The 23294-nt window shown below is 57.3% G+C and carries 23 protein-coding genes and 2 pseudogenes; 21 read left to right on the forward strand and 4 right to left on the reverse strand.

The genetic code is table 11. The features are described from left to right. Positions 1-76: 76 nt before the first annotated feature. Complete coding sequence (locus tag ACOAP0_RS06755; protein ID WP_498391511.1) at positions 77-1474, reverse strand: flagellin N-terminal helical domain-containing protein; 1398 nt, start codon at positions 1472-1474, stop codon at positions 77-79. Positions 1475-1966: 492 nt separating this feature from the next. Here ACOAP0_RS06755 and ACOAP0_RS06760 point away from each other — a divergent pair, with 492 nt between their 5' ends. The 12 genes and pseudogenes from ACOAP0_RS06760 to ACOAP0_RS06815 all read left to right on the forward strand — a co-directional run bounded on the left by ACOAP0_RS06760 (position 1967) and on the right by ACOAP0_RS06815 (position 14088). Continuing rightward, positions 1967-3481, forward strand: coding sequence for a flagellin N-terminal helical domain-containing protein (locus ACOAP0_RS06760; protein WP_087495222.1), 1515 nt, complete (start codon positions 1967-1969; stop codon positions 3479-3481). Positions 3482-3822: 341 nt separating this feature from the next. Beyond that, the gene (gene flhD / locus ACOAP0_RS06765; RefSeq protein ID WP_087495223.1) at positions 3823-4149 is read left to right on the forward strand and encodes a flagellar transcriptional regulator FlhD; all 327 of its coding nucleotides are present in this window, start codon (positions 3823-3825) and stop codon (positions 4147-4149) included. A gap of 40 nt (positions 4150-4189) precedes the next feature. Continuing rightward, complete coding sequence (gene flhC, locus ACOAP0_RS06770; protein ID WP_498375060.1) at positions 4190-4729, forward strand: flagellar transcriptional regulator FlhC; 540 nt, start codon at positions 4190-4192, stop codon at positions 4727-4729. 162 nt (positions 4730-4891) lie between these two features. Next, complete coding sequence (gene motA / locus ACOAP0_RS06775) at positions 4892-5749, forward strand: flagellar motor stator protein MotA (protein WP_087495225.1); 858 nt, start codon at positions 4892-4894, stop codon at positions 5747-5749. Positions 5750-5767: 18 nt separating this feature from the next. Continuing rightward, positions 5768-6709, forward strand: a complete 942-nt coding sequence (gene motB, locus ACOAP0_RS06780; protein ID WP_087495226.1) for a flagellar motor protein MotB — start codon at positions 5768-5770, stop codon at positions 6707-6709. 59 nt (positions 6710-6768) lie between these two features. After that, on the forward strand, positions 6769-7158 hold the full coding sequence (cheY, locus tag ACOAP0_RS06785) for a chemotaxis response regulator CheY (RefSeq protein ID WP_087495227.1): 390 nt from the start codon (positions 6769-6771) through the stop codon (positions 7156-7158). 2 nt (positions 7159-7160) lie between these two features. After that, a complete protein-coding gene (locus ACOAP0_RS06790) occupies positions 7161-7799 on the forward strand; it encodes a protein phosphatase CheZ (RefSeq protein ID WP_087495228.1) in 639 nt (212 codons plus the stop codon). 94 nt (positions 7800-7893) lie between these two features. Beyond that, positions 7894-9048 carry an EscU/YscU/HrcU family type III secretion system export apparatus switch protein gene (locus ACOAP0_RS06795; protein WP_087495229.1) on the forward strand — a complete coding sequence of 385 codons (1155 nt, stop codon included), beginning with the start codon at positions 7894-7896 and terminating at the stop codon, positions 9046-9048. Continuing rightward, entirely contained in the window at positions 9045-11126 is a 2082-nt protein-coding gene (gene flhA / locus ACOAP0_RS06800; RefSeq protein WP_087495230.1) for a flagellar biosynthesis protein FlhA, read from the forward strand. The genes ACOAP0_RS06795 and flhA overlap by 4 nt, the downstream gene beginning before the upstream one ends. Beyond that, positions 11123-12588: pseudogene (flhF, locus tag ACOAP0_RS06805) on the forward strand (flagellar biosynthesis GTPase FlhF). Before flhA ends, flhF begins: the two are co-directional and overlap by 4 nt. A 28-nt stretch (positions 12589-12616) precedes the next feature. After that, complete coding sequence (locus ACOAP0_RS06810; protein ID WP_498375058.1) at positions 12617-13372, forward strand: hypothetical protein; 756 nt, start codon at positions 12617-12619, stop codon at positions 13370-13372. After that, positions 13372-14088, forward strand: coding sequence for an RNA polymerase sigma factor FliA (locus tag ACOAP0_RS06815; protein ID WP_087495233.1), 717 nt, complete (start codon positions 13372-13374; stop codon positions 14086-14088). Before ACOAP0_RS06810 ends, ACOAP0_RS06815 begins: the two co-directional genes overlap by 1 nt. 64 nt (positions 14089-14152) lie before the next feature. On the opposite strand, the gene ACOAP0_RS06820 is transcribed toward ACOAP0_RS06815, so the two are convergent. The 3 genes from ACOAP0_RS06820 to flgA all read right to left on the reverse strand — a co-directional run bounded on the left by ACOAP0_RS06820 (position 14153) and on the right by flgA (position 15735). Next, positions 14153-14530 carry a hypothetical protein gene (locus ACOAP0_RS06820; RefSeq protein ID WP_087495234.1) on the reverse strand — a complete coding sequence of 126 codons (378 nt, stop codon included), beginning with the start codon at positions 14528-14530 and terminating at the stop codon, positions 14153-14155. A gap of 43 nt (positions 14531-14573) precedes the next feature. Then, the gene (gene flgM / locus ACOAP0_RS06825; RefSeq protein WP_087495235.1) at positions 14574-14903 is read right to left on the reverse strand and encodes a flagellar biosynthesis anti-sigma factor FlgM; all 330 of its coding nucleotides are present in this window, start codon (positions 14901-14903) and stop codon (positions 14574-14576) included. 94 nt (positions 14904-14997) lie between these two features. Further along, complete coding sequence (flgA, locus tag ACOAP0_RS06830; protein WP_313867731.1) at positions 14998-15735, reverse strand: flagellar basal body P-ring formation chaperone FlgA; 738 nt, start codon at positions 15733-15735, stop codon at positions 14998-15000. Between the two features lie 174 nt (positions 15736-15909). On the opposite strand from flgA, the gene flgB reads away from it, so the two are divergent. The 9 genes and pseudogenes from flgB (at position 15910) to flgJ (ending at position 23287) form a co-directional block, all read left to right on the forward strand. Then, a complete protein-coding gene (flgB, locus tag ACOAP0_RS06835) occupies positions 15910-16350 on the forward strand; it encodes a flagellar basal body rod protein FlgB (protein ID WP_087495237.1) in 441 nt (146 codons plus the stop codon). A 26-nt stretch (positions 16351-16376) separates the two neighbouring features. Then, the gene (gene flgC, locus ACOAP0_RS06840; RefSeq protein WP_087495238.1) at positions 16377-16781 is read left to right on the forward strand and encodes a flagellar basal body rod protein FlgC; all 405 of its coding nucleotides are present in this window, start codon (positions 16377-16379) and stop codon (positions 16779-16781) included. A 17-nt stretch (positions 16782-16798) separates the two neighbouring features. Beyond that, positions 16799-17440, forward strand: a complete 642-nt coding sequence (locus ACOAP0_RS06845) for a flagellar hook assembly protein FlgD (protein ID WP_498375057.1) — start codon at positions 16799-16801, stop codon at positions 17438-17440. A gap of 27 nt (positions 17441-17467) precedes the next feature. Further along, positions 17468-18867, forward strand: a pseudogene (locus ACOAP0_RS06850) (flagellar hook protein FlgE). 25 nt (positions 18868-18892) lie between these two features. After that, positions 18893-19633: a flagellar basal body rod protein FlgF gene (locus ACOAP0_RS06855; RefSeq protein WP_087495241.1), complete on the forward strand. Its 741-nt coding sequence runs from the start codon at positions 18893-18895 to the stop codon at positions 19631-19633. A gap of 5 nt (positions 19634-19638) precedes the next feature. After that, positions 19639-20421 (forward strand): flagellar basal-body rod protein FlgG, encoded by a 783-nt coding sequence (gene flgG / locus ACOAP0_RS06860; protein WP_087495242.1) that lies wholly within the window; start codon positions 19639-19641, stop codon positions 20419-20421. A 9-nt stretch (positions 20422-20430) separates the two neighbouring features. Further along, entirely contained in the window at positions 20431-21120 is a 690-nt protein-coding gene (locus tag ACOAP0_RS06865) for a flagellar basal body L-ring protein FlgH (RefSeq protein WP_087495243.1), read from the forward strand. Between the two features lie 66 nt (positions 21121-21186). Continuing rightward, positions 21187-22332 (forward strand): flagellar basal body P-ring protein FlgI, encoded by a 1146-nt coding sequence (locus ACOAP0_RS06870; protein ID WP_087495244.1) that lies wholly within the window; start codon positions 21187-21189, stop codon positions 22330-22332. A gap of 1 nt (position 22333) precedes the next feature. Beyond that, positions 22334-23287 (forward strand): flagellar assembly peptidoglycan hydrolase FlgJ, encoded by a 954-nt coding sequence (gene flgJ / locus ACOAP0_RS06875; RefSeq protein ID WP_498375055.1) that lies wholly within the window; start codon positions 22334-22336, stop codon positions 23285-23287. The last annotated feature ends 7 nt before the right edge of the window (positions 23288-23294 follow it).

Consider the following 23294-nt stretch of genomic DNA (forward strand, 5'->3'; position numbering starts at 1 on the left):
AAAAAAGCGACAACCGGATGAACGGTTGTCGCTGTAGAACCAAGCGGAGCCGCTTTGGGCGGCCCGTTGAACCGGTTTAACGCAGGAGAGCCAGGACACCCTGTGGCAACTGGTTGGCCTGAGCCACCATCGCGGTACCAGCCTGCTGCAGGATCTGGGAGCGGGACAGGTTGGCAGTTTCTGCTGCAAAGTCTGCGTCCTGGATACGCGAACGGGATGCAGACAGGTTTTCGCTGGAAGTCTGCAGGTTGGTCACCGTCGACTCAAAACGGTTTTGCACTGCACCCAATGCAGCGCGCTGGTCGCTGACTTGGGCCAAAGCGGCATCCACCACTTTGAGTGCCTTGTTAGCACCGTCAACGGTGCTAACCGACAAAGCCGCAACCGTGCTCAAAGCGCTACCATTAGAAGCAGCCCCCATCAGGGTAGTGCCGGTGTCGGTGGCAATCGAGAAGCCGGAGTCCGCATCGAACGTCAGGGAACCGCCAATTGTCGCTGTTGCAGTACCCAAAGCCGCGGTGGCTGCACCTGTGGAACCTGTGACCAAAGCTGTTCCGATACCGTCGCCAGCTGCAGCTTGGGTAGAGTCAATTTTGATGTCATTACCGTCGAGGTCTGTCAATACCAACTTCCCAGCCTTATCGGAAGTCGCCGTGATATTTGTCAAGCTGGATTGTGCGTTGATAGCCTTTGCAATGGCTGACAGGTCTGTTGCATCACTCACGGTTGCAGTGATTGCAACTGCTGTCGTGTTGGCCCCCTGCAAAGTAAAGGAAATAGCGCCGGCAGTGACACCAGAGATAGTCGCAGTGGTTTTTGCAGTGGCAGTAATGCCAGTAGTTGCGGTGTTGGTGTTGATCTTGCCAGCGATCGACTTGGCGCTTTCGTTTACGGCGACGTTCACTGTTGCTGTGGAACCGTTTCCGTTCAAGGTCAGTACTTGTGCTGCAGTGTTGTTCACCGCTGCGAGTGCTGCATCCGAGATTGCTCCGGCGACGGTGCTACTTGCCAAGGTGTTGTTGCCCAGGTCAGCGGCCTTCGCGCTGCCCACACCTACGGTAATGATCTGGTTGGCATTCGCCCCCACTTGGAACTGGGTACCGGTCAGGGTGCCATCCAACAGATTCAAACCGTTAAATTGGGTCGTAGTTGCAACGCGGTTGATTTCGGAGGTGAGCTGTGTCACTTCGTTTTGGATGGCTTCACGGTCACTTGCGCTATTGGTGCCGTTTGCAGATTGCACCGCCAACTCACGGATACGCTGCAAGTTGGAAGAGATGCTACCCAGCGCGCCTTCCGCGGTTTGAGTCAGAGAAATCGCATCATTGGAATTGCGGGCCGCTTGTGTAAGGCCGCGGATCTGTGAGGTCATGCGGTCGCTGATGGCCAGACCGGCGGCGTCGTCCTTGGCGCTGTTGATGCGCAAGCCGGAGGACAGGCGTTGCATGGAAGTCGACAACGAAGACTGGGACATCGACAAGTTGCGTTGTGCGGTCAACGAGTTGATGTTGGTATTGATGGTGGAAGCCATTTTGGTAACTCCTTAAAAAGACTCACTTAATCCGGCGGAATGCCGATCTCAACGCCAGCATTGCTGCTGACACCATGACCGGCGCACCCCAGGAGATGCCTTCCGGACGACGAGCCCGCTATGAACCCGTTGGTTTTGTTTTCGGGAGTTCTCAAAAAAACTTTAGGTGAATCAAGAGCGGCCTGGCAATAACACGCTGCTTTCACCCGGAAAAATCGATTAGCCGGGTATTTCCACCCCACTTCTTTCATTTGAGGGTTTACCCCTATAAAGATTCGCTAAGCCGATTGGATATGGCTGCTTTTCCGGCCGTTTATCAAGTTTTTGTCAAAAACGTGAATCTCCAGAATTCATCCCATCGTTACTGATTGTCTGCGGGTAAGCAGGCTTTGCAATCGGCGGCGACGCCGGTTCATTCTTTTTAGGAGTTTCGCAATGGCCTCAACTATCAACACCAATATCCAGTCGCTGACTGCGCAGCGCAATCTGTCGGCATCTCAAGCGTCTTTGACCACCTCCATGCAGCGCTTGTCGTCCGGCTTGCGCATCAACAGCGCCAAAGATGACGCTGCGGGCCTGGCGATCAGCGACCGCATGACCTCGCAGATCCGTGGCCTGAACCAGGCATCACGCAATGCCAACGACGGTATCTCTCTGGCTCAAGTGGCTGAAGGCGCTTTGGGCAGCACATCGAGCAACTTGCAACGCATCCGCGAGCTGGCTGTGCAGGCCGCCAACGGCACCAACAGCGCGAGCGACCGTTTGGCCCTGCAACAAGAAGTGTTGCAACTCACAACCGAAATTGCCCGCGTGGGTAACCAGACTGAATTCAACGGCTTGAAGCTGCTGGACGGTAGCTACACCACCCAGCAGTTCCAGGTGGGCGCCAACGCGAACCAAACCATCGGCGTGAGCGTCACCAGCGCCCGGGCCATCGACATGGGCAACAACCTGGTCAACTCGCAGGCTACTTCGCCCAGCATGGCAACCGCCGCCGTGGGTGCATCGTTGGGTGGCGCAGTGAACGGATTCCTGGCACAGACCTTGACCTTGGCAGGCAATGGAACCGTCAACACCATTCCCGCTACAGGCACGCTCGCTGCTGGCAGCAGCGCCAAAACAGTCGCCACCGCCATCAATGCATTCACTGCGCTGAGTGGAGTCACCGCCATTGCCACCACCAAGGCAACGATCTCCAACGTCACCACAGGCTCCGTTCAGTTCCAGCTGACCGGCGCCAACTCGACACCGATTGTGGTGTCAGCCACCGTGAACAATGCGAGCGACTTGTCACCTTTGGCGCAGGCGATCAATGCACAAAGCGGCACAACGGGAATTACCGCCGTGGCAGACAAAACCGGTAACCTGGTATTGACTCAAGCCGACGGTGACGACATCAAGATGTTGAACCTGAACACCACTGGCGGCATGACGGGCGCGATTGTGGTGGGTGAAGATGCATTGACACCGGTGAGCTTCCAACCTGCGACGGGTGGTACACCCGGAGCGACTACGGACGTGGCCATAGCGATTGGCGGCAAAGTGGCTTTGAACTCCTCCAATGGATTCACCATCTCCAGCACCGATACAACCGGCACTTTGATCGCAGGTGGCACAGCCGGCAGCGCACTGTCTTCGGTCGCTGCCATTGATATCAGCACCCAGGCTGGTGCCAATGCGGCCTTGTTGGTCGTAGATGGGGCTTTGGCTTCCGTGAGCGCAAACCGGGCACAACTCGGTGCGATCCAAAACCGCTTCCTCACCACCATCGAGAACCTGCAAACCAACAGCGAAAACCTGTCAGCTTCGCGGTCACGTATCCAGGACGCAGACTTTGCGATGGAAACTGCCAACCTGTCACGCACCCAGATCCTGCAACAAGCAGGAACTGCGATGGTGGCGCAAGCGAACCAGTTGCCACAAGGCGTGCTGCAGTTGCTCAAGGGCTAAGTCGGGGGCCTCCCCGGCTTATGCCTGATGGGATTTTCCCGGGCCTGCGGGTCAAGGGATGTTTTGCAATTTTGTCTGCGCACCCGCATGCGGGCTACTTTGCGCACGGCCTTCAATGATCACTTCAGATATCGCGCTGGTTGCCGATATCCAAGGCACAGGTGCTGGCTCATGCCGCCCCAGCCCAAGCCCGATTCACGCTTGTAGGATTTTTCCCTACAGGGCGCTCATGCGTTTCTGACACGCGGATTAGCCATCTTCTGATTCAAGTTCCGGGCCCTCCCGCCCAGAATTCGCTCCATGGTGATTTAAACAAATCGCCCCCAACCAGGAGCTGAATCATGCGCAACGAACAAATCCTCGCCGAGATCCGCGAAGCCAACATGACCTACCTCATGCTGGCACAAACCCTCATCCGCCAAGACAAAGCTGAAGCGCTGTTCCGCTTGGGCATGTCGGAGGAAGCTGCTGACCTGATCGGCGCACTCTCCCCCGCACAAATCATGCGCATTGCTTCCGGCAACATGTTGCTGTGCCGCTTCCGTGTTGATGACGACATCGTCTGGAATCTGCTGACCAACCACTCGGTCAACAAGGTCGACAACGACGCCACCACCAAGCTGCACGCCAGCATCCTGATGGCCGGCCGCTTCGCCGAAGCCGTCTAAAGCCCCCAAGCCCCACCCGATTTAGTCCAGGAGCAGCACCATGGCAACCCAGAAAAGTGTTTTGAACGATTCCAAGCAAGTGGAACGCGCAGTGTCTTTGATTCAGCTGGGCGCGCGCCTGCAGGTGCTGGAGAGCGAAACCGAGTTGTCTTATGAGCGCTTGCTACGCCTGTACAAGGAAGTGGCCGGCCGCTCCCCCAGCAAAGGCCAACTGCCCTTCTCGACCGAATGGTTCCTGACATGGCAGCCCAACATTCATGCGTCTCTTTTCCAGAATACGTATGAGTACCCGACCAAGGTCAGCGCCATGGAAGACATCGACGCCATCATGGCGGCCTACCGTCTCTACACAGAGCAGATTTCGGCCTGCGGTGTGGAGCCCCTCTTGTCCATCACCCGTGCATGGCGTCTGGTCAAGTTCATTGACAACAACATGCTCTCCATGACTAAGTGCTCCAAGTGCGGCGGCCACTTTGTCTCGGAGGCATATGAAAACTCCCGCCATTTCGAGTGCGGACTGTGCAGCCCACCCGCCCGCGCTGGCAAGGGAGCGTCCGCCGGAGGCATTCTGCTGCACTAAGCTATTAAATTGATAGCTGCTTGCGCATATTCCATGGGCGCCAGAGGCCTATTTGAATAGAAATTCAAGCTGGCTTCGTGGTTGGACGATATGATAGGCAAGGGCCAAAAAGCCCCGTTGTTCAACCCTTGAAGCCTCCGGCTTCCCTGTCACAATGAAGCTATGTTCGTAATCATCGGTTGGCTTGTTTGCCTTGGCTGCGTTTTCGGCGTGTTCATTATTCACGGCGGAAACATCAGTGTGATTTTGCACGCACTCCCTTGGGAAATGCTCACCATCGGTGGCGCCACCGTGGGGGCGTTCCTGGCGAACAACCAGATGAAGGTCATCAAGAAGACCGTCGCCGGACTGGGTGCCTGCTTCAAAGGCAGCAAATACACCAAGGCCCGCTACATGGAACTCTTGGCGCTGCTGTTTGACATTCTCCAGAAGGCTCGCAAAGAGGGCCTGATGGCGATTGAAAAGGACGTGGAAGAGCCGGAACAGTCGGAAATCTTCAAGAAATACCCCACTGTGGGCTCAGACCATCACGTCATTGAGTTCATTACCGACTATTTGCGCATGATGGTCTCGGGCAACTTGAATGCCCACGAGATCGAATCCATCATGGACAGCGAGATCGAAACCCACCACCACGAAGAACACGCTGCGGTTGCTGCGATCCAGCGGATCGCAGGCGGCTTGCCCGCGTTCGGTATCGTGGCGGCGGTGTTGGGTGTGGTGAACACCATGGGCTCGGTGGGTCAACCGCCGGCTGTGCTGGGCGGCATGATCGGCTCTGCGCTGGTGGGTACCTTCCTGGGAATTTTGCTGGCGTATGCGTTTGCCGAACCCTTGGCCGGCTTGCTGGAGCAAAAAGTCGAAGAGGGAAGCAAAGAATTCCAATGCATCAAGACCACTTTGCTGGCCAGCATGCAGGGCTACAACCCATCCACTGCCATTGAATTCGGCCGCAAGGTGCTGTATTCCACGGAGCGCCCCACCTTTGGTGAGTTGGAGGCGCATGTCAAAAAGAAATAACAGCAGGGGTGCCTGAGCATGGCCGGAGACGCCAAGAAACTCCAGCCGATCATCATCAAGCGGGTCAAGAAGGGCGGCCACGCTGCACACGGTGGTGCCTGGAAGATTGCGTATGCCGACTTCGTGACCGCCATGATGGCCTTCTTTTTGCTCATGTGGCTGCTGGGTAGCACCACCGAAGGCGACAAAAAAGGCATTTCAGACTATTTTCAATCCCCTCTGAAGGTCGCATTGCAAGGTGGCGCAGGTGCAGGTGCCAGCAACAGTGTGATCACCGGTGGGGGTAATGACCTGACGCAATCGGCAGGCCAATCCAAACGGGGCGAAGGCACGGAAAAGTCCGCCAAAAAGAACGCGGGTGAGCAGCGGAAGATTGAGCGCGCCAAAAAGGATGCCCAAACCCTGGCAGCGCTGGCTGCGAAGATCGCGAGCACCATCTCCAACAATCCCAAAATGGCCGAATTCAGCTCACAGATCAAGCTGGAGATCACACCGGACGGCCTCCAGATCCAGATTGTGGATGACCAACGCCGGCCGATGTTTGACATTGGCAGCTCCAGCGTCAAACCCTATATGCGTGACATCCTCAAAGAGATCGGGGTCACGCTTGCAGACGTAGACAACAAAATCAGCCTGGACGGCCACACCGACCAGACCCCCTATGGCAACGCAGCGCGCGGTTATAGCAATTGGGAACTCTCGGCGGACCGGGCCAATGCCAGCCGCCGTGAACTGATCGCGGCCGGAATGCCCGAAAATAAATTGGCACGGGTCGTGGGCATGGCGTCCAGTTTGTTGGCGGACCCTCAAAATCCCTTGAGCCCAGCAAATCGCCGCATTAGTATTCTGGTTATGACCAAAGAGGCCGAAGAAAGGCTGCTGGGTGGCGCAGTGGTTCCGCTGGAGGCGGAGACTGAGAATGAGCCACCGGCAACAGGAAATACAAAAGCCAGTCCGTGAAATCTCTAAAATTCAGTCATACTCGTTAAAATTGAAAACCGTACGGCCAAAGGTTACCTATGTCTAAAGAATTGCGCTTTCTCATCGTCGATGACTTCTCCACCATGCGACGGATCGTGCGAAACCTCCTGAAAGAAAGCGGCTATTCGGACGCGGATGAAGCGGAAGACGGTGTTGCGGCGCTGCAAAAGCTGCGCAACAGCACCTTCGATTTCGTGGTGAGCGACATCAACATGCCCAATATGAATGGGTTCCAGTTGCTGGCAGAAATCAAGAAAGACGAAAAGCTCAAACACATTCCCGTGTTGATGGTGACCGCTGAGGCCCGCAAGGAAGACATCGTGCTGGCTGCCCAGCAAGGCGCGTCCGGCTATATCGTTAAACCGTTCACCAAGGCCACGCTGGAAGACAAGGTCAATCACATCCTCACCAAGATGGGACTGAAGTAACCATGTCCGCCGACACCACGCCCGCCGCACCTGCGCTCAGCACCGTCGAGGTCCACCAGCAGCTGGGGGCATTGACGCGCCAACTGCACGACTCCCTGAATGGCTTGGGCTTGGCAGACAAAGTGAAGGATTGGGCGGGCGAACTCCCCGATGCAAAAAGCCGCCTTTCTTATATTGCGCGCTTGACCGGCCAGGCTGCCGAGAAGGTGTTGAACCAGGTCGACCAGGCCAAAGAGCAACACGACTTCATCGCCTCGGAAACCCGTCGCATTGGTGAACTGATTGTCAAAGACCCGGTCGCAGCGGTTGCCAAGGGACACGTGATGAACTTCATCACCGATGTGGACCAAGCCAGCAAGAAGGTGGATGCACACCTGACCGAAATCATGATGGCGCAAGACTTTCATGACTTGACCGGCCAAGTGATTGCCAAAGTGGTGAACTTGGCAGCCACCATTGAAGAGCAATTGGTTTTGCTCCTGATTCAAACCGCCCCACCGGAGGCTGCAGCCAAAGCCGCAGCAACTCCAGCGGAGTATGTTCCTGCACTGGCAGGACCTGTCGTGGATGGTCAGACCAATCAGGAAGTGGTGACAGACCAGTCCCAGGTGGACGATTTGCTGGCAAGTCTCGGCTTCTAAACAGCCTGAATGAAGGGGCGGAAAGCCCCTCTTTTCACCCTTTAGTTTCAGAGGGTGCTCGCGACAATGGTGAGAACGAAAGAGTCTCACCACCATGGAACAAGGCAGCCAAGATCGCAATTTACCGGCCTCCGAACGGAAGCTAAAGAAGGCACGCGACGATGGCCAAGTCAGTCGTTCGCAGGACCTGTCGCACCTCGCGGTTTTGGGTGCTGGTGCTGTCGCCGTTCTCTCCCTCTCCCCTATCCTGTTCGAGCAACTCAAGCTCAGCATGGTGCAGCAACTCAGCTTTGACGCGGAAACCGTGCGACGCACGGGAACCATGGTTCAACGCCTGGGTGATGCCAGCACCATCGGTACTGCCGGCTGCGTGGCCTTTGCTGCCATTGTGATGACGGCGGCCATTCTGGCTGCAGTGGCATCAGGTGGTTGGGTCAGCAGCCTCAAGCCTTTAATGCCGGACTTTTCCAGGCTGAACCCGCTCTCCGGCTTCGCAAATCTTTTTTCCAAAAAGAAACTGCTGGACACGGCAAAGATGGCGCTGATGACTGCCATTCTGTTTGTAATTGCAGGCCTCTTCCTTAAGTCCGGTATGCAGGAAATGGCAGCGATGTTGCTGCAACCGTCACCCGCTGCGATCAGCCACCTCACCCAGTGGATGACCGGCGGACTGGGACTGATGCTGCTCGTGATTCTTCTGGCGGCCATGGTCGACGTGCCGCTCCAACTGTTCCTGCACAAGGATCAGATGAAGATGTCTCATCAGGAAGTAAAAGAAGAAGGCAAAGAGTCCGACGGTAACCCTCAGCTCAAGGGGAAGATCCGCCAAAAGCAACGCGAGATGGCCCAAAAAAGCAGTGTGGGGGCAGTTCCCAAAGCGGACTTTGTGGTGATGAACCCCACCCACTTTGCGGTTGCCATCCGCTACGACGAAGCCAGCATGCGTGCGCCGCGCGTCGTCTCCAAAGGTGCCGATTTGCTGGCCATGAAGATCCGTGATGTCGCCAAGCAGCACTCGATTCCGGTCTTGCAGTCCCCCATGCTGGCACGCGCGTTGTATGCCAACGCAGAACTGGATCAGGACATTCCTTCCACGCTGTACACCGCAGTTGCCCAGGTGCTGGCTTATGTGTACCGCTTGCGCGCCGCCATGCGCGGCGAAGGTGTGATGCCCACAGAAGTTCCGCAACCCTTTGTTCCGCCTGAACTGGATCCCTTGTCCAAGACCTTGAAGGCAGCCACCGTATGAACGCCCAACTGAAATCATTCCAACAGTGGTACGCCAGCAATGCCGGCGTGATGCAAGGAGCGGCAGCGCCCATGCTGGTTGTGGCCATTCTGGCCATGATGGTTTTGCCCCTGCCTCCGCTGTTGCTGGACATGTTCTTTACCATCAACATCGCAGTGGCGCTGATGGTGATGATGGTGGCCGCCTACATGATCCGGCCACTGGACTTTGCCGCCTTCCCATCGGTGCTGTTGTTGACGACCTTGATGCGCCTCTCGCTCAACGTGGCATCCACGCGGGTGGTATTGCTGGAAGGCCACACCGGCCCTGGCGCAGCGGGTGCAGTAATTGAAGCGTTCGGCCACTTTCTGATCGGCGGCAACTTCGCTGTCGGTCTGATTGTGTTTGCCATCCTGGTGGTGATCAACTTTGTCGTCGTCACCAAGGGCTCCGAACGCATTGCCGAAGTATCTGCCCGCTTTACCCTGGATGCGATGCCGGGCAAACAGATGGCTGTGGATGCAGACCTGAATGCGGGCCTGATCGATGAAAAGGAAGCCAAACGCCGCCGCGCTGAAATCGGCGAAGAGGCGGAGTTCTTCGGCTCTATGGACGGTGCCTCCAAATTTGTTCGTGGCGATGCGATCGCAGGCATCCTGATCCTGTTGATCAACATCTTCGGTGGATTCGCCATCGGTATCTTGCAACACGACCTGAGCGCATCCCAAGCCGCTAACTCCTACATCCTGTTGGCCGTCGGTGACGCTTTGGTAGCGCAGATTCCGGGTTTGCTGATCTCGGTGGCTGCCGCCATGGTGGTCTCCCGCGTCGGCAAAGACAAGGACATCGGCAAGCAAATCGTCGGACAGATGTTTGTGTCACCCAAAGTCTTGGGTATCACCGCAGTGATCATGTTGATCCTCGGCTTGATCCCCAACATGCCGCACTTCGTGTTCCTGAGTATCGGTGCCGTCTTGGCATACGGGGCATGGGCTCTGGCCAATCGTCCCATCCCCACGGAGGCTGACATTGCACCTGCAGCGCCTACCGGTGACGGCGATGCCACCTGGGATGACTTGCAACCCGTGGATCAGCTGGGACTCGAACTCGGCTACCGCCTGATCGCACTGGTCGACAAAACCCGCCAGGGTGACTTGCTGAACCGCATCAAGGGCGTACGCCGCAAATTTGCACAAGAGGTCGGATTCCTCCCCCCCTCGGTCCATGTACGTGACAACCTCGAGCTCAAGCCCAGTGCTTACCGCATTACCTTGCGCGGTGTCATCGTCGGCGAGGGCGAGGCTTTTCCGGGTATGTACCTCGCAATCAACCCTGGCGGCATCACCACGCCGCTCATTGGAACCGCCACCACCGACCCTGCCTTCGGACTGCCCGCACACTGGATCGACGAACGGCAAAAGGAAGCCGCGCAAATGGCCGGATTTACGGTGGTTGATTCCGAGACTGTCATGGCAACCCATTTGTCACACTTGATGCAAGTCCAGGCCTCCAAGCTTTTGAGCCGGACAGAAACGCAACAACTCGTGGAACACGTGGCAAAACTTGCTCCCAAATTGATAGAAGAGGTCGTGCCCAAAATGGTCTCCATCGCAGTCTTCCAGAAGGTGCTGCAGCTGCTGCTGGACGAGTCGGTGCATATCCGCGACATCCGCACCATCATCGAATCCATTGCAGAACACGCGCCCTCCACCAGCGACCCCGTCGAGCTCGCCAAACGGGTCCGCGTGGCACTGTCTCCAGCGATCGTGCAGCAGATTTACGGCCCAACCCGGGAGCTCAATGTCATTGCTATTGACCCGGGTCTGGAGCGCTTGCTGGTGCAAGCCTTGGGCAGCGCCTCCGGCTCCGCACTGGACCCCGGTGTTGCCGACATGCTCAGCCGCAATGCGGCTGAGACAGCCATGAAACAAGAAGAGGTGGGCGTACCCGCTTGCTTGCTGGTTCCGGACCAGATCCGCGGCGCGATCTCCCGATTGGTTCGCCGGGTCGCACCCCGGTTGCAGGTCCTTGCTCACAGTGAAATCCCTGAAACACACACGATCCGTATCGGTCCGATCTTGAGAGGCGCCACATCATGAACGTCCAACGCTTTACCGCAGCCACTTCCCGCGAAGCACTTGCCAAAGCACGACAAGCCTTCGGAGAGGGAACCCTGATTCTTTCCAACCGCCCTACCGCAAACGGTGTGGAGGTCGTTGCAACGGCCGAAGATAGCCTTGCAACCCTGGAGTCCGCTGTCAGCGCAGCAGGTTCCCGCTCCGGCAACACGCCACAGCGCCAACCCCAGCCTCAACCCAGCTACCGCGAAGTCGCCAGCAAAGTGGAAGAGGACGCAGAGCAACTCGCAATGAGTACGCTGTCTTTCCAGGACTATGTCCGGGAACGCATGTTGCGCCGTCGTGCAGAAGCAGCTCAAGTGCAAGCGCCTGCTCCTGCAGCTCTACCGGCACCCGTGCCTGTCGCCGTAGAACAGATTCAAGCCGAGCGCCCTCGTCCTACATTGACGCAACGTATTGCCATGGATATCGAGGCGCAACCCAAGCGCCAGCCAGCACAGCGCAAAGTACAAGCTGCGCCGCAAGCACCTGCGGTCAACAAGATCGTGATGGACGAATTGCACGCGATGAAGGAGCTGATTGAAGACCGCTTCAACACCCTCACCTGGTTGGGCCAGGCCAAGCAAAACCCGATTCAGTCCAACATGATGTTGAAGATGATCCGGGCCGGCTACTCACCCACCCTGTCTCGCGCCATTCTTGAACGTCTGCCGGAAGAAATGGATGCGTCTGAATCTGTACGTTGGGTCATGGATGTCCTGGAGCGGAACCTGCGCACGGACGCAGACTTGCCCCCCTTCATGAAGAGGGCGGCGTGTTTGCGCTCATCGGCGCAACCGGGGTAGGCAAGACCACCACCGCCGCCAAACTCGCCGGTCTCTGCGCCCGCACCTACGGACCCGGAAGCGTAGGCCTGATCACTCTGGATACCTACCGCATCGGGGCCCACGAGCAGTTGCGCGCTTACGGAAAGATGCTGGGTGTGGTGGCGCATCTGGCACACGACAAAGCAGCACTCCAAGATTTGCTGGGGCTGCTGTCCAATAAAAAGATGGTGTTGATTGACACCACCGGCATTGCTCCACGTGACCCGCGCAAACGCGAACTCTTGGAGTTGCTGGATCTGCCGGAAATCAAGCGCCTGCTGGTGTTGAATGCCGGTGGACATGGCGACACCCTGGATGAAGCCGTCGGTTGCTTCAAGGGTGCAAGTACCCAACAAGTCATTCTGTCCAAAACGGATGAAGCTGTGAAACTGGGTCCGGCCATTGACGCTTGCATCCGCCACCAGCTGCTGCTGCGCGGAACCACCACGGGACAGCGAGTGCCTGAAGATTGGGAACCCGCTGTAGCCGCCAAGTTGGTGCGCAGCTCCATGCGCAGCACAGGTGTCTCGGCCTATGACCCGAAGACCAGCGACCTCGGCTTCTTCTTCAGCCAACCAGCCAACACCACAGCACACAAGGGGCGCATGGATGCATGACAGACCACCGAACCAGGCCGCAGGCCTGATGGACTTTGCCGTTCCCCAAACCCCGAAACTCATGGCGATGGTGAGCCATGGCGATGAGCAAGCAGAACTACCCCTCCTGCTGCGCGTTTGCGCTGCATTGGTAGGGTTCGGTTACACCGTCACTGTTCTGGACGGTTCGGTTTTGGAAACTCAGGAAAATCCAGGGCTTGAACAATTGCTGAATTTCACTTTTTCAGCCCCTACCAATGACGATGCGCCAAGCTGGAGCATTCTTCCTGCCGGGATCGGCCTGCAAAGTCTGTCCGCAGCCCATCGCCATGGCGGGCCCGGCATCGCGGACTGTGGCACTTTCTTCGTCCACGAAAGCATTGTGATCGTGTACGCCAACGCCCATAGCTTGACGCCCCTTCTGAAGGGGAGTCAGGTCAGGCCCTTGTTGGCCATGTCCGGCGCCAAAACCTCGTTGCTGACCACTTATCTGGCTCTCAAGCGGCTGTTGCTGAAAGCAAAGGTTGAGCCTACCATCGTGAATATGGTGGATACAACCCGTCCGGAAAAATCAAACACTTCATCGCCGACCAGCCTCAGCGATTGTGCGAAGTATTTTCTGAATTACGAAGTCAACCCGCTGCACATACCAGCGCCCATTGGCGATGAGCGCCCCTCTGCCAGCATCGAGAGGCTCTCATTAGGTTTGCTGGAAAATGCCATGCCGCTCGAAGCCGGCTGGGCCTATGCCCCTCAACGCAACAGACAATCTTTCAGCACCGCAATGCCCGCAGGGAGACACTGATGTACACCGCCAAAGGGCAACTTGACCGCTCTGCACTGATCAAACAGTACCAACCTTTGGTGCGCCGGCTGGCGCATCACATGATGGCAAAGCTGCCCCCGAGCGTGGAAGTAGACGATCTGATCCAAGTCGGGTTGATCGGTTTATCCGATGCTCTATCCCGCTATGAAGCCTCGCAGGGCGTGCAATTTGAAACCTTCGCTACTCAGCGGATTCGTGGGGCCATGTTGGACGAGCTCCGCGAGAACGACTGGATGTCCCGCGGCTCTCGCAAAAGCCAGAAGGAAATCGAAACTGCACTGCGCAAGCTGGAGCACAAACTCGGGCGCAGCCCAGCAGAATCCGAAATCGCGACCGAGCTGGGCATGTCACTGTCTGACTACCAATCTCTGCTGGGGAAGGTGCGGGGAACTCAGCTGGTTTACCTGGAGGACATGGCACGCCGCAACGAGGACGATGACACGTATTTGGACCGTCATGTAGCCGACCAGGATGCGGACCCGCTCAACATGTTGCGCGACCAGCGCTTGCGTCAATCACTCGTGGATGCCATCAAGTGTTTGCCTGAGCGCGAGCAATACATCATGAGCATGTACTACGAACAGGACATGAACCTCAAGGAAATAGCAGCCGTCCTGGATGTGACCGAGTCACGTGTCTGTCAACTTCACAGCCAATCGATTGCGCGGCTGCGCGCCAAAATGCGATCTCACTGAATGCAAGCCGACAATGAATAAGGGCCCGTGAGGGCCCTTATTCATTGTCGGTAAAGGAAGAAGATCACGCCGCGAATGTAGGTAGCCGCCCGGATGCCTTCGGGCCCGAACCGTAAGTCCCGCTACTTGCGTAGGTAGGCTCCACAGTTGCAGGTACCACTAGGTTCAATGCCTGCTCTACCAACATGGCTCGACGCAAGAGATTGGCCCTTACGACCTGCAACCCTTCCGCCAATGCCTTTACACGTTGGGTCACGACGCCATTGGCCAGCCCCTGGCGCTGCCATTGTTGCCAAACTTCAGACAAATTCACTGAAAGTTGTTGCACCTGTTCTGACAATGAAGGCAAAACTTCGATATCACCTGCGGCCACAGCAACCGCCAATTGATTGAAATGCGCTTCCAGTGCGTCGAAATACGAATCAGGCGTTGTGTGGTTCATGACTGGGCCTTTGCATCAAATGGGATGCGCAGGCCCGGACCGGTTATCGCGTTGTGCGATCCAGCATTTCCTGCGCGTTGGAAAGTAATTTGTCCGCAATCGCTTCGGCGTTGACGGTGTAAGTTCCGTCCTGAATTGCGGCTTTCACGGAGGCGACTTTCGCCGTATCCACGTCGGCATCGTTGCGCTCCGGCTTTTCGAGGGCTCGCGCTGCGGTGGACACCGTGACAGCCACTCCGGCTGAACGTGTGCTCTGTGCCGCATTGGTGTTCGCGTTGGCCGCCGCATTGCTGTTCTGTGCCGCTTTTTGGGCGGCACCGGACACCGTAGACGTTACGGAAGCGGGAATATCTGAAGGTTGACCAATTTTCATCGCGTTCTCCAAAACTACGGTAAGCGTAGCCTCGTACGAGAGTTATCGGTCCAATCATGGCGAACTTTAGGGTTTTTTGCATAAAAAACCGCCATTAAAGGTCTATTTTTACTGTTCGCATATCCAGTACCGTGCCCGAAGCGACCCTGCCGTTGTCCATCCGCACGCGCGCTTGCTGTCCGATGACACCTGCAGATAGCGCTTGCGCCTCGCTCGATATCTGGAATCCGGGCCCCTGTGCCACGATCTTGACCGAAGCTCCCGCCTGGAAGACCTGTGCCGGCCGAACCATGCCTTGGCGCATGGCTTGACCGGTTGTGAGCGTGCGACTGGCTGTCTGCCCCAACCACGCCGTCTTGTCGGCGAGAACAGGACTCTGCTCCTCGGCCCAGTCGACTTCGCCACGCGTGACATCCGACTCGGAAATATTGGCTCCCGAATTGACCTGATTCCTGACAACCCACGCTTCGCCCATAGCCCTGACCGTTACTGGCAAGGTCACATTCCAGCGGCTGATCCCGTCTACACAGCGCATGCCGATGCGGCTGCGCCCCCATAAACGGGAACCTGGCGGCACATAGGCTTCGATGTTCCCGCATGCTGCCAGTTTGACCCGGCTGTCCAACGCGCCTACGGTCACCTCCATCCGGAGGTTGGAGCCTTCGGCACGCTGAGCTTTCAACACCGCATCTTTGGCCCAGCTTTGGGCCATGGCCTGTAGCACCGTTCCCGTTTGTTCTTGGGCATTGGCTGTCGTCGACAGAAATAGTCCGGCAATCAGCATCGCGCGAGTCAGCGGGCGTTGAACGGAAGTACAAAAGAATGAAGGCATGAATGGCTCCTAGGGAGGCCTTCACTATAGGAACGCACGGGCTCCAAGAAGCCCGCAAATGCGCAGTTTTCGACGCCTTATTCCAAGGCTCAAAAATTAAAACTTTTCCCATAATTGCCTCACGTCGCCAGCCTTGGCCCCTGCCGGGAGCGATTGACAACTGTCGAGGTGCCCATGTTTTCCAATCTAACCAACGCTTTGGACTTCCAATCGAAGGGATTGGTGCTGCGCGCTGAGCGGCAGCGGGTCATTGCCAGCAACATCGCCAACGCCGATACCCCCGGTTATTCCGGGCGCGACTTTGACTTCAAAAAAGCCATGGCAGAAGCGACCTCGGGCCCGACGATTGCTTTGGCCCCTCCTTCCAGTGGAACTCCGGCAGACGGAACCACGAATAACCGCCACATACCTTTAACTCCCATCGAAGGCTCCTCCATCGGCGACAACAACAAGCTGGGCTACACCATTCAGACCCAACCCGCCATGGATGGCAACAGTGTGGATCTGGATCGCGAGCGGGCCAACTTCGTGGACAACTCGGTCCGCTATGAAGCAACGCTTCGCTTTATTAACGGCTCGTCCCGAACAATCTTGAGCGCTATTCAAGGTCAGTAAGCGCGAAAAAGCACCGGAGACACACCATGTCCATGTTTTCCATCTTTAACGTCAGCGGCAGCGCAGTGAGCGCACAGTCACAGCGCTTGAACGTCGTCGCCAGTAATTTGGCTAACGCCGATGCGGTAGCCGGACCGGATGGCCAAGGCTACAAGAGCCGCCAGGTGGTGTTCGAGACAGTACCCATGGGGTCAGAGGCTTCCTCGGGCGTCAAAGTCAGCTCCATCAAGGAGAGCAACGAGCCACTGAGAAAGGTGCACAACCCCTTGCACCCCTCTGCGGATGCAGATGGCTACGTTACCCAATCCAACGTCAACCCGGTCGAGGAGATGGTCAACATGATCTCTGCATCGCGGTCTTACCAGAACAACGTGGAAGTCATGAACACCGCCAAGAGTCTGCTGCTCAAAACGCTGCAGATGGGTCAATAAGCGCAAGGAGAAAAGACATGACTACCGCCATCAGCAGCAGCACAGCCACTAGCGCAACGTCCAGTACCGGAGCTGTCAGCGCGCAAGAGCAGACCGACCGGTTCATGAAACTTCTGGTTGCGCAGCTCAACAACCAGGATCCGATGAACCCCATGGACAACGCCCAAATGACCAGTCAGATCGCCCAGATCAACACGGTCTCCGGCATCCAGGAGTTGAACGCAACCATGAAAAGTATGGCGGAGCAATTCACTTCCATGCAAGTGCTGCAAGGCGCCAGCATGGTCGGTCATGGTGTTCTGGTGGAGTCGGGCACGCTGTCTATCGATGGCGGCGTCGCCAAAGGTGCCGTCAATCTCAACAGCAAAGCCGACAAGGTCACGATTGATATCAAGACCGCTGGCGGACAGTTGCTGGACACCGTCGACCTGGGCGCGCTTCCTGCCGGCCAAAGCAGCTTCAAGTGGGACGCGTCCAAATACAGCGGGCTGACTAACGTCAACTTCAAAGTCACGGCAACCCAAGGCGGACAGGCGGTCAAGACTACCAGTCTGGCGCAGGACACGGTCACTGCAGTCGGTACCGACAACGGCGCTATGTCCCTCCAGCTCAAGGGCCGCATTGCTGTGGCCTACAGCGCAGTGAAATCCATTCTCTGATCGAACACCACTTACGAGGAAACCACCATGAGCTTTCAAACAGGACTCTCTGGCCTGAACTCTTCCAGCAAAAATTTGGATGTGATCGGCAACAACATCGCCAATGCAAACACCGTCGGCATGAAGGCTTCGCGGACCGAGTTTGCTGCGCTCATCGCCACACAACTGGGGCCAGCAGGAGGAAACCTGACACCGGGAATCGGTGTCTCGGTAGGCACCGTAGCGCAACAATTCACCCAAGGCAATATCAGCATCACAGGCAACAACCTGGACGTAGCCATTAACGGGAATGGCTTCTTTCAGGTGACCATGCCTGATCAATCCAGGGCATACACCCGGGATGGCCAATTCAAACTAGATGACGTTGGAAATCTCATTACCAACGGTGGCGCAAATGTGATGGGATACCCCACCGACTTGCTAGGCAACCGCACCAGCATCACGCCGGAAAAGATGGTGATACCAACCAATGCCCCCATTCCGGCCGAAGCGACAACGAGCATCGCAGCGGAGTTCAACCTGGATTCACGCACCAAGCCTGCCACCCAGAGCACCCCCCCCCAACCCCGATTTCCACCTATGGCACGACTCTGACCGCATTTGACTCCCAAGGCAATGAAGTGCCAGTCAGCTTGTATTTTGTAAAAACAGGTCCGGACACCACAGCGAATCCTGCAATCACAGTGGATACATGGGACGTGTTCGATTCCACCAATGTGACAGCAGGCACTACAGCGCTCAATGCCAATGCCGCCATCTATGCGACACACAAATCAAATGCTGCCTGGAATACGGCCAATCCGGGACCTGACCAGAAAGCGACTTTCGCTGCTGCAGGTACGGGTGCTTTTGCGGCAGATCCGCAGTTGGCTCTGGGAGCAACAGGCGCTCTGTTTCAGCTGAACTATGACGTCAACGGAAAGCTAACTGCGCCATTGGCAACCCAAAACCTGACTCTCACTTCTCCTAACACTGCGATCGGGACTTTCACCGCGGCGCTGGACATATCAAAAACCACCCAGTACGGAACCTCATTCGCTGTGTCCAACCTGACCCAAGATGGTTACACGGCAGGCGACCTCACAGGGATCACTATTGATGACAGTGGTGTGATCACCACCCGCTATTCAAATGGCCAGACTCAGGCCCGTGGCCAATTGCTGGTAGCTGACTTCCGCAATGTGCAAGGCCTGACCCAGATTGCCGGAGGAAACTGGATCGAGACATCTGCTTCTGGACAACCTGTACTGGGTAGTCCTGGGGAAGGAAAGTTTGGCAAAACTCGTTCAGGCGCCTTGGAAGACTCCAACGTCGACCTCACCGGCGAGTTGGTCAACATGATGACCGCCCAGCGGAACTACCAAGCCAACGCCCAGACCATCAAGACCCAAGACCAGATCATGTCGACGTTGGTCAACCTTCGTTAAGCCGTAACTCCGGAGCTGACACACCATGGACCGCCTGATATACACCGCGATGACCGGCGCCAACGCGGCTGCGAGCCGCCAGTCGGTCCTGGCCAACAACCTGGCCAATGTCTCGACGAACGGCTTTCGTGCCCAACTGGCCACCTATCGCGCAGTACCCCTACGTGGCGAAGGGGCCACCACACGAGTCTTTGCCCTCGAGGCTACCGCTGGACACCTCAACACGCCGGGTCCCGCCATGCGCACAGACCGAAGTTTGGACGTCATGGCCAAGGGCGATGCTTGGTTAACCGTGCAAGGGCTGGATGGCACGGAAGCCTACACCCGCAACGGCCACATTGAAGTCGCCACCGACGGAACCCTGACCACCGGAAACGGCTTGCAAGTACTGTCCAGCGACGGCTCACCTATTACCTCGCCGGCCGGAGCCGAGTTGACAGTTCAGCCCGACGGCAACGTCAGTGCCAAGGTAGGCAACCAGCCTGCCAATGTCATCGGTAGGCTGAAGCTGGTGGTACCTACTGCAGAAGACCCGCTCAAACGTGGTGGCGATGGATTGTTCCGAACGCTCTCCGGCGATCCACTCAATTCTGAAGACACAGCACGGGTCCAAGCCGGGATGCTCGAAGGCTCCAATGTGAATGCCATTGAGGCCATGGTCGGCATGATCCAAACCGCACGACAGTTTGAAGCCCAAACCCGGCTAATGCAAACCGCCGAATCCAATGACCGCGCCGCAGGCCAGCTCCTCAACCTGCAAGGATAAACACCATGATTAACTCGCTCTGGATCTCCAAAACGGGCATGGAAGCCCAGCAAATGCAGTTGGATGTGATCTCCAACAACCTGGCCAACGTGTCGACAAACGGCTTCAAAAAATCGCACGCAGTGTTTGAAGATTTGATGTACCAAAACCTGCGGCAAGTCGGCTCCAACACCTCCGAGCAGTCCACATTACCTACAGGCCTCCAATTGGGCTTGGGTGTGCGCACCGTGGCTACGAGCCGGTCGTTCTCGCAGGGCAACTTGCAACAGTCCAGCAACAATCTGGATGTAGCGATTCAGGGCAATGGTTTCTTCCAGGTCACCATGCCTGACGGGACCACCGGTTACACCCGGGACGGCGCCTTCCAGATCGACAACGCAGGTCGCTTGGTCACCTCCAACGGATTGCCCATCCTGAACGGCATCAATATTCCTGCCAACGCTACCAGTGTGGCGATTGCCCAGGACGGTGCAGTCACGGCCATGGTTCCCGGCAACGTCGCGCCCCAACCTATTGGGACCATCACACTGGCCAGCTTCATCAACCCGGCTGGCTTGGAGCCCAAGGGCCAGAACATTTATGCGGAAAGTACCGCTTCCGGTCAACCCAATGCGGGTACTGCCGGTGCGAACGGCCTGGGCACCTTGGCCCAAGGCTTTGTAGAAACCTCCAACGTCAACGTGGTGCAAGAGCTGGTCACGATGATTCAGACGCAGCGCGCCTATGAGATGAACTCCAAAGCCATTCAGACTTCGGACCAGATGCTGCAAAAGCTCGGCCAGCTGTAAGGAGCTGCCATGTCGCACCCCACCCTCACCCGCATCGCCGCCGCTGCAGCCCTCGTGCTGCTGGCAGCAGGTTGCCAGCAAATGCCGCAAAAAGTTACGGTCGACTTTGTGGAGCCTCGTGTACCTGCAGCTCCCATCGCGTCGGTGGTGTCCAAACCCGCCAACGGCAGCATCTACCAGACAGCGGCGTTCCGGCCAGCGTTTGAAGACCGTCGTGCCCGCCTGGTGGGTGATGCGGTGACCATCCAGATTGTGGAAAACGTCACTGCCAGCCAGAAGTCCACGTCCACCGTCAACCGCAATACGTCCATCGACTCTGCCATCACCGCCCTGCCCGATCAGACTCTGGCGGGTCTGGGCAAACTCAATATCGGTGCAGCCACCAACAACAACTTCTCGGGCAAAGGCGGCACCGAGAGCGCCAACACGTTCTCGGGCTCCATTACCGCCACCGTCATGGAAACCCTGCCCAACGGCCACCTGGTAGTCGCCGGGGAAAAACAGATCGGTGTGAACCAGAACGTGGATGTGCTGCGCTTCTCAGGCACCATTGACCCGCGCATGCTGCAGCCCGGCAGCATCATCAGTTCCACGCAGGTGGCCAATGTTCGCGTCGAGTCACGAGGACGTGGCGCCCAGGGCGAAGCCCAAACAGTTGGCTGGTTATCACGGTTCTTTTTGAGTTTTCAGCCCTTCTAAAGAAATCCAGAATAGTGCCGAGGGGTAACAGATCCAGTCGGATCGCCCCTTTAACCGACTCGGCACATGACACACTGGAAACTGCTTACAAACACCCTCCGCCTGCAGCGTTGGGGCAGCTTGTGCGTGGCGCTCAGCATGGCCTTTGCGCCAGTAGCCCACAGCGCAACCCGCATCAAAGAAGTAGCTGCCATTGAAGGCGTTCGCAGCAACCAACTGACAGGCTTTGGTCTGGTGATCGGGCTGGACGGCACAGGCGACCAGACCACCCAGATGCCCTACACCACCCAGGGCCTCAAAAACTATATGGAGCAGCTGGGCCTCACGCTCACCCCCGCTTCCTTGACGCAGCTGCAGATGAAAAACGTGGCAGCGGTTCTGGTGACGGCGCAGCTCCCCGCATTTGCACGGCCCGGCCAAATGCTGGACATCAACGTATCGTCACTAGGCAATGCCAAGTCCCTCAAGGGCGGAACCCTGATTGCCACGCCCCTCAAGGGCGCCGATGGCGAGGTCTACGCCATGGCCCAAGGCAATTTGATCGTGGCGGGAGCTGGAGCCTCCGCCGGCGGCAGCAAAGTGCAGGTTAATCACCTCAGCGCCGGGCGCATCCCCGACGGTGCCCAAGTTGAACGATCCGTCCCCACCAGCCTGCAGGATGGTCCCACCATTAACCTGAGCCTGAACGCCTCGGACTTTCAAACCGCGCGTAAAGTAGCCCAAGCCGTGAACAACCGCTTCGGCTCCGGTGTTGCCCAGGCGTTGGATGGCCGCACCGTCCAGGTCAAAGCCCCCACCAACCCGAATGAACGTGTGAGCTTCATTGCCGACATGGAAGAGCTGCCAGTCGACAGCTCCGTTGCAGCCGCCAAAATCATCATCAACTCACGCACCGGCTCCATTGTGATGAACCAGGCTGTGACCCTGGGTGCTTGCGCCATTGCGCACGGCAATCTGTCGGTCAGCGTGTCCTCCAGCCCCGTCATCAGCCAACCTAACCCGCTCTCGGGTGGACAGACAGTCGTAGGTGAAAAAGCCAACATCGAGATCAAACAGGAAGCCGGCAAGCTCATTCAGCTTCCCCAGGCCGCACAACTTACCGATGTAGTGAGGGCACTGAACTCTCTCGGTGCCACGCCTCAGGACTTGTTGGCAATCTTGCAAGCCATCAAATCTGCAGGCGCACTGAATGCGGAGTTGGAGGTGATCTGACATGGGCTACGGTTCACTCAACGGCGTCTCGATGGCGCCCAGCATGCAAGACCTGGCGGCAGATGCTCGCTCCCTGGGCGCGCTGAAAGCGGGAGCGGACAAGGCGACGCCGGAAACCATCCGCGAAACAGCCAAGCAATTTGAATCATTGTTCATGCGCGAACTCATCAAGAGCATGCGCGAAGCCACCATGAAGTCCGGCATGCTGGACAACCCCGGTAGCGACCTGGGGACCGACTTGTTGGATCAACAGTTTTCCGTCGCCATGTCGGGCCAGCCCGGCGGCCTCTCTGACCTGATTTCCCAGCAACTGGCGCGCCAGATGGGTGTGGAAATGCCTGGCAACGGCGCCAATAGCGACAATACCCCAGTGGCCGTCAAAGCGCCGGACAGTCTGACCAGCAAGACCGGCGCAGACAAGCTGACCGCCTCGGATGCAGCACTCACGCCCGTCAAAACCAAGAAAGCTCCGACTGCTACTCAGGCGGAGTTCGTGGCCAAACATTCCGAAACTGCCAACAAGATTGAAAAGGCCACCGGCATTCCAGCCAGTTTTATGCTGGGCCAGGCCGGGCATGAAACCGGTTGGGGACGACACCAGATCAGGAACAAAGACGGCAGTAATTCGTTCAACTTGTTCGGTATCAAAGCTGGCGCCAGCTGGACCGGCAAAGTCGCCGAAATCACCACCACCGAATACGTGAACGGTGTGGCGCAAAAGAAAGTCGCCAAGTTCCGTGCCTACGCCTCCTTCGAAGATTCCTTCAAGGATTACGCACGCCTGATCTCTGACAGCCCGCGCTACTCCAAGGCCAAAGAGCAAACCAAGTCCGTCACCGCATATGCCAGCGGCCTCCAAAAAGCCGGCTATGCCACAGACCCCGAGTACGCAGCCAAGCTGAGCCGCGCCATCAACACCACCTTGCAGCTGCGCCGTGCGCAGGTGCAGGTGTAACTACAGA

The sequence above is a fragment of the Curvibacter sp. Hmag1.1 genome (genome assembly GCF_059769165.1).

What these genes read in the sequence shown, in the direction of transcription:
- ACOAP0_RS06760 (WP_087495222.1), top strand. Translation starts at nt 1,967, where the DNA reads ATGGCCTCAACTATCAACACCAATATCCAGTCGCTGACTGCGCAGCGC.
- ACOAP0_RS06755 (WP_498391511.1), bottom strand. Translation starts at nt 1,474, where the DNA reads ATGTCCCAGTCTTCGTTGTCGACTTCCATGCAACGCCTGTCCTCCGGC.
- ACOAP0_RS06870 (WP_087495244.1), top strand. Translation starts at nt 21,187, where the DNA reads ATGACACACTGGAAACTGCTTACAAACACCCTCCGCCTGCAGCGTTGG.
- motB (WP_087495226.1), top strand. Translation starts at nt 5,768, where the DNA reads ATGGCCGGAGACGCCAAGAAACTCCAGCCGATCATCATCAAGCGGGTC.
- ACOAP0_RS06820 (WP_087495234.1), bottom strand. Translation starts at nt 14,530, where the DNA reads ATGAACCACACAACGCCTGATTCGTATTTCGACGCACTGGAAGCGCAT.
- flgA (WP_313867731.1), bottom strand. Translation starts at nt 15,735, where the DNA reads ATGCCTTCATTCTTTTGTACTTCCGTTCAACGCCCGCTGACTCGCGCG.
- cheY (WP_087495227.1), top strand. Translation starts at nt 6,769, where the DNA reads ATGTCTAAAGAATTGCGCTTTCTCATCGTCGATGACTTCTCCACCATG.
- flgG (WP_087495242.1), top strand. Translation starts at nt 19,639, where the DNA reads ATGATTAACTCGCTCTGGATCTCCAAAACGGGCATGGAAGCCCAGCAA.
- ACOAP0_RS06865 (WP_087495243.1), top strand. Translation starts at nt 20,431, where the DNA reads ATGTCGCACCCCACCCTCACCCGCATCGCCGCCGCTGCAGCCCTCGTG.
- flgB (WP_087495237.1), top strand. Translation starts at nt 15,910, where the DNA reads ATGTTTTCCAATCTAACCAACGCTTTGGACTTCCAATCGAAGGGATTG.
- flgJ (WP_498375055.1), top strand. Translation starts at nt 22,334, where the DNA reads ATGGGCTACGGTTCACTCAACGGCGTCTCGATGGCGCCCAGCATGCAA.
- ACOAP0_RS06810 (WP_498375058.1), top strand. Translation starts at nt 12,617, where the DNA reads ATGGACTTTGCCGTTCCCCAAACCCCGAAACTCATGGCGATGGTGAGC.
- ACOAP0_RS06855 (WP_087495241.1), top strand. Translation starts at nt 18,893, where the DNA reads ATGGACCGCCTGATATACACCGCGATGACCGGCGCCAACGCGGCTGCG.
- ACOAP0_RS06815 (WP_087495233.1), top strand. Translation starts at nt 13,372, where the DNA reads ATGTACACCGCCAAAGGGCAACTTGACCGCTCTGCACTGATCAAACAG.
- motA (WP_087495225.1), top strand. Translation starts at nt 4,892, where the DNA reads ATGTTCGTAATCATCGGTTGGCTTGTTTGCCTTGGCTGCGTTTTCGGC.
- flhD (WP_087495223.1), top strand. Translation starts at nt 3,823, where the DNA reads ATGCGCAACGAACAAATCCTCGCCGAGATCCGCGAAGCCAACATGACC.
- flgC (WP_087495238.1), top strand. Translation starts at nt 16,377, where the DNA reads ATGTCCATGTTTTCCATCTTTAACGTCAGCGGCAGCGCAGTGAGCGCA.
- flhA (WP_087495230.1), top strand. Translation starts at nt 9,045, where the DNA reads ATGAACGCCCAACTGAAATCATTCCAACAGTGGTACGCCAGCAATGCC.
- ACOAP0_RS06795 (WP_087495229.1), top strand. Translation starts at nt 7,894, where the DNA reads ATGGAACAAGGCAGCCAAGATCGCAATTTACCGGCCTCCGAACGGAAG.
- flgM (WP_087495235.1), bottom strand. Translation starts at nt 14,903, where the DNA reads ATGAAAATTGGTCAACCTTCAGATATTCCCGCTTCCGTAACGTCTACG.
- ACOAP0_RS06790 (WP_087495228.1), top strand. Translation starts at nt 7,161, where the DNA reads ATGTCCGCCGACACCACGCCCGCCGCACCTGCGCTCAGCACCGTCGAG.
- flhC (WP_498375060.1), top strand. Translation starts at nt 4,190, where the DNA reads ATGGCAACCCAGAAAAGTGTTTTGAACGATTCCAAGCAAGTGGAACGC.
- ACOAP0_RS06845 (WP_498375057.1), top strand. Translation starts at nt 16,799, where the DNA reads ATGACTACCGCCATCAGCAGCAGCACAGCCACTAGCGCAACGTCCAGT.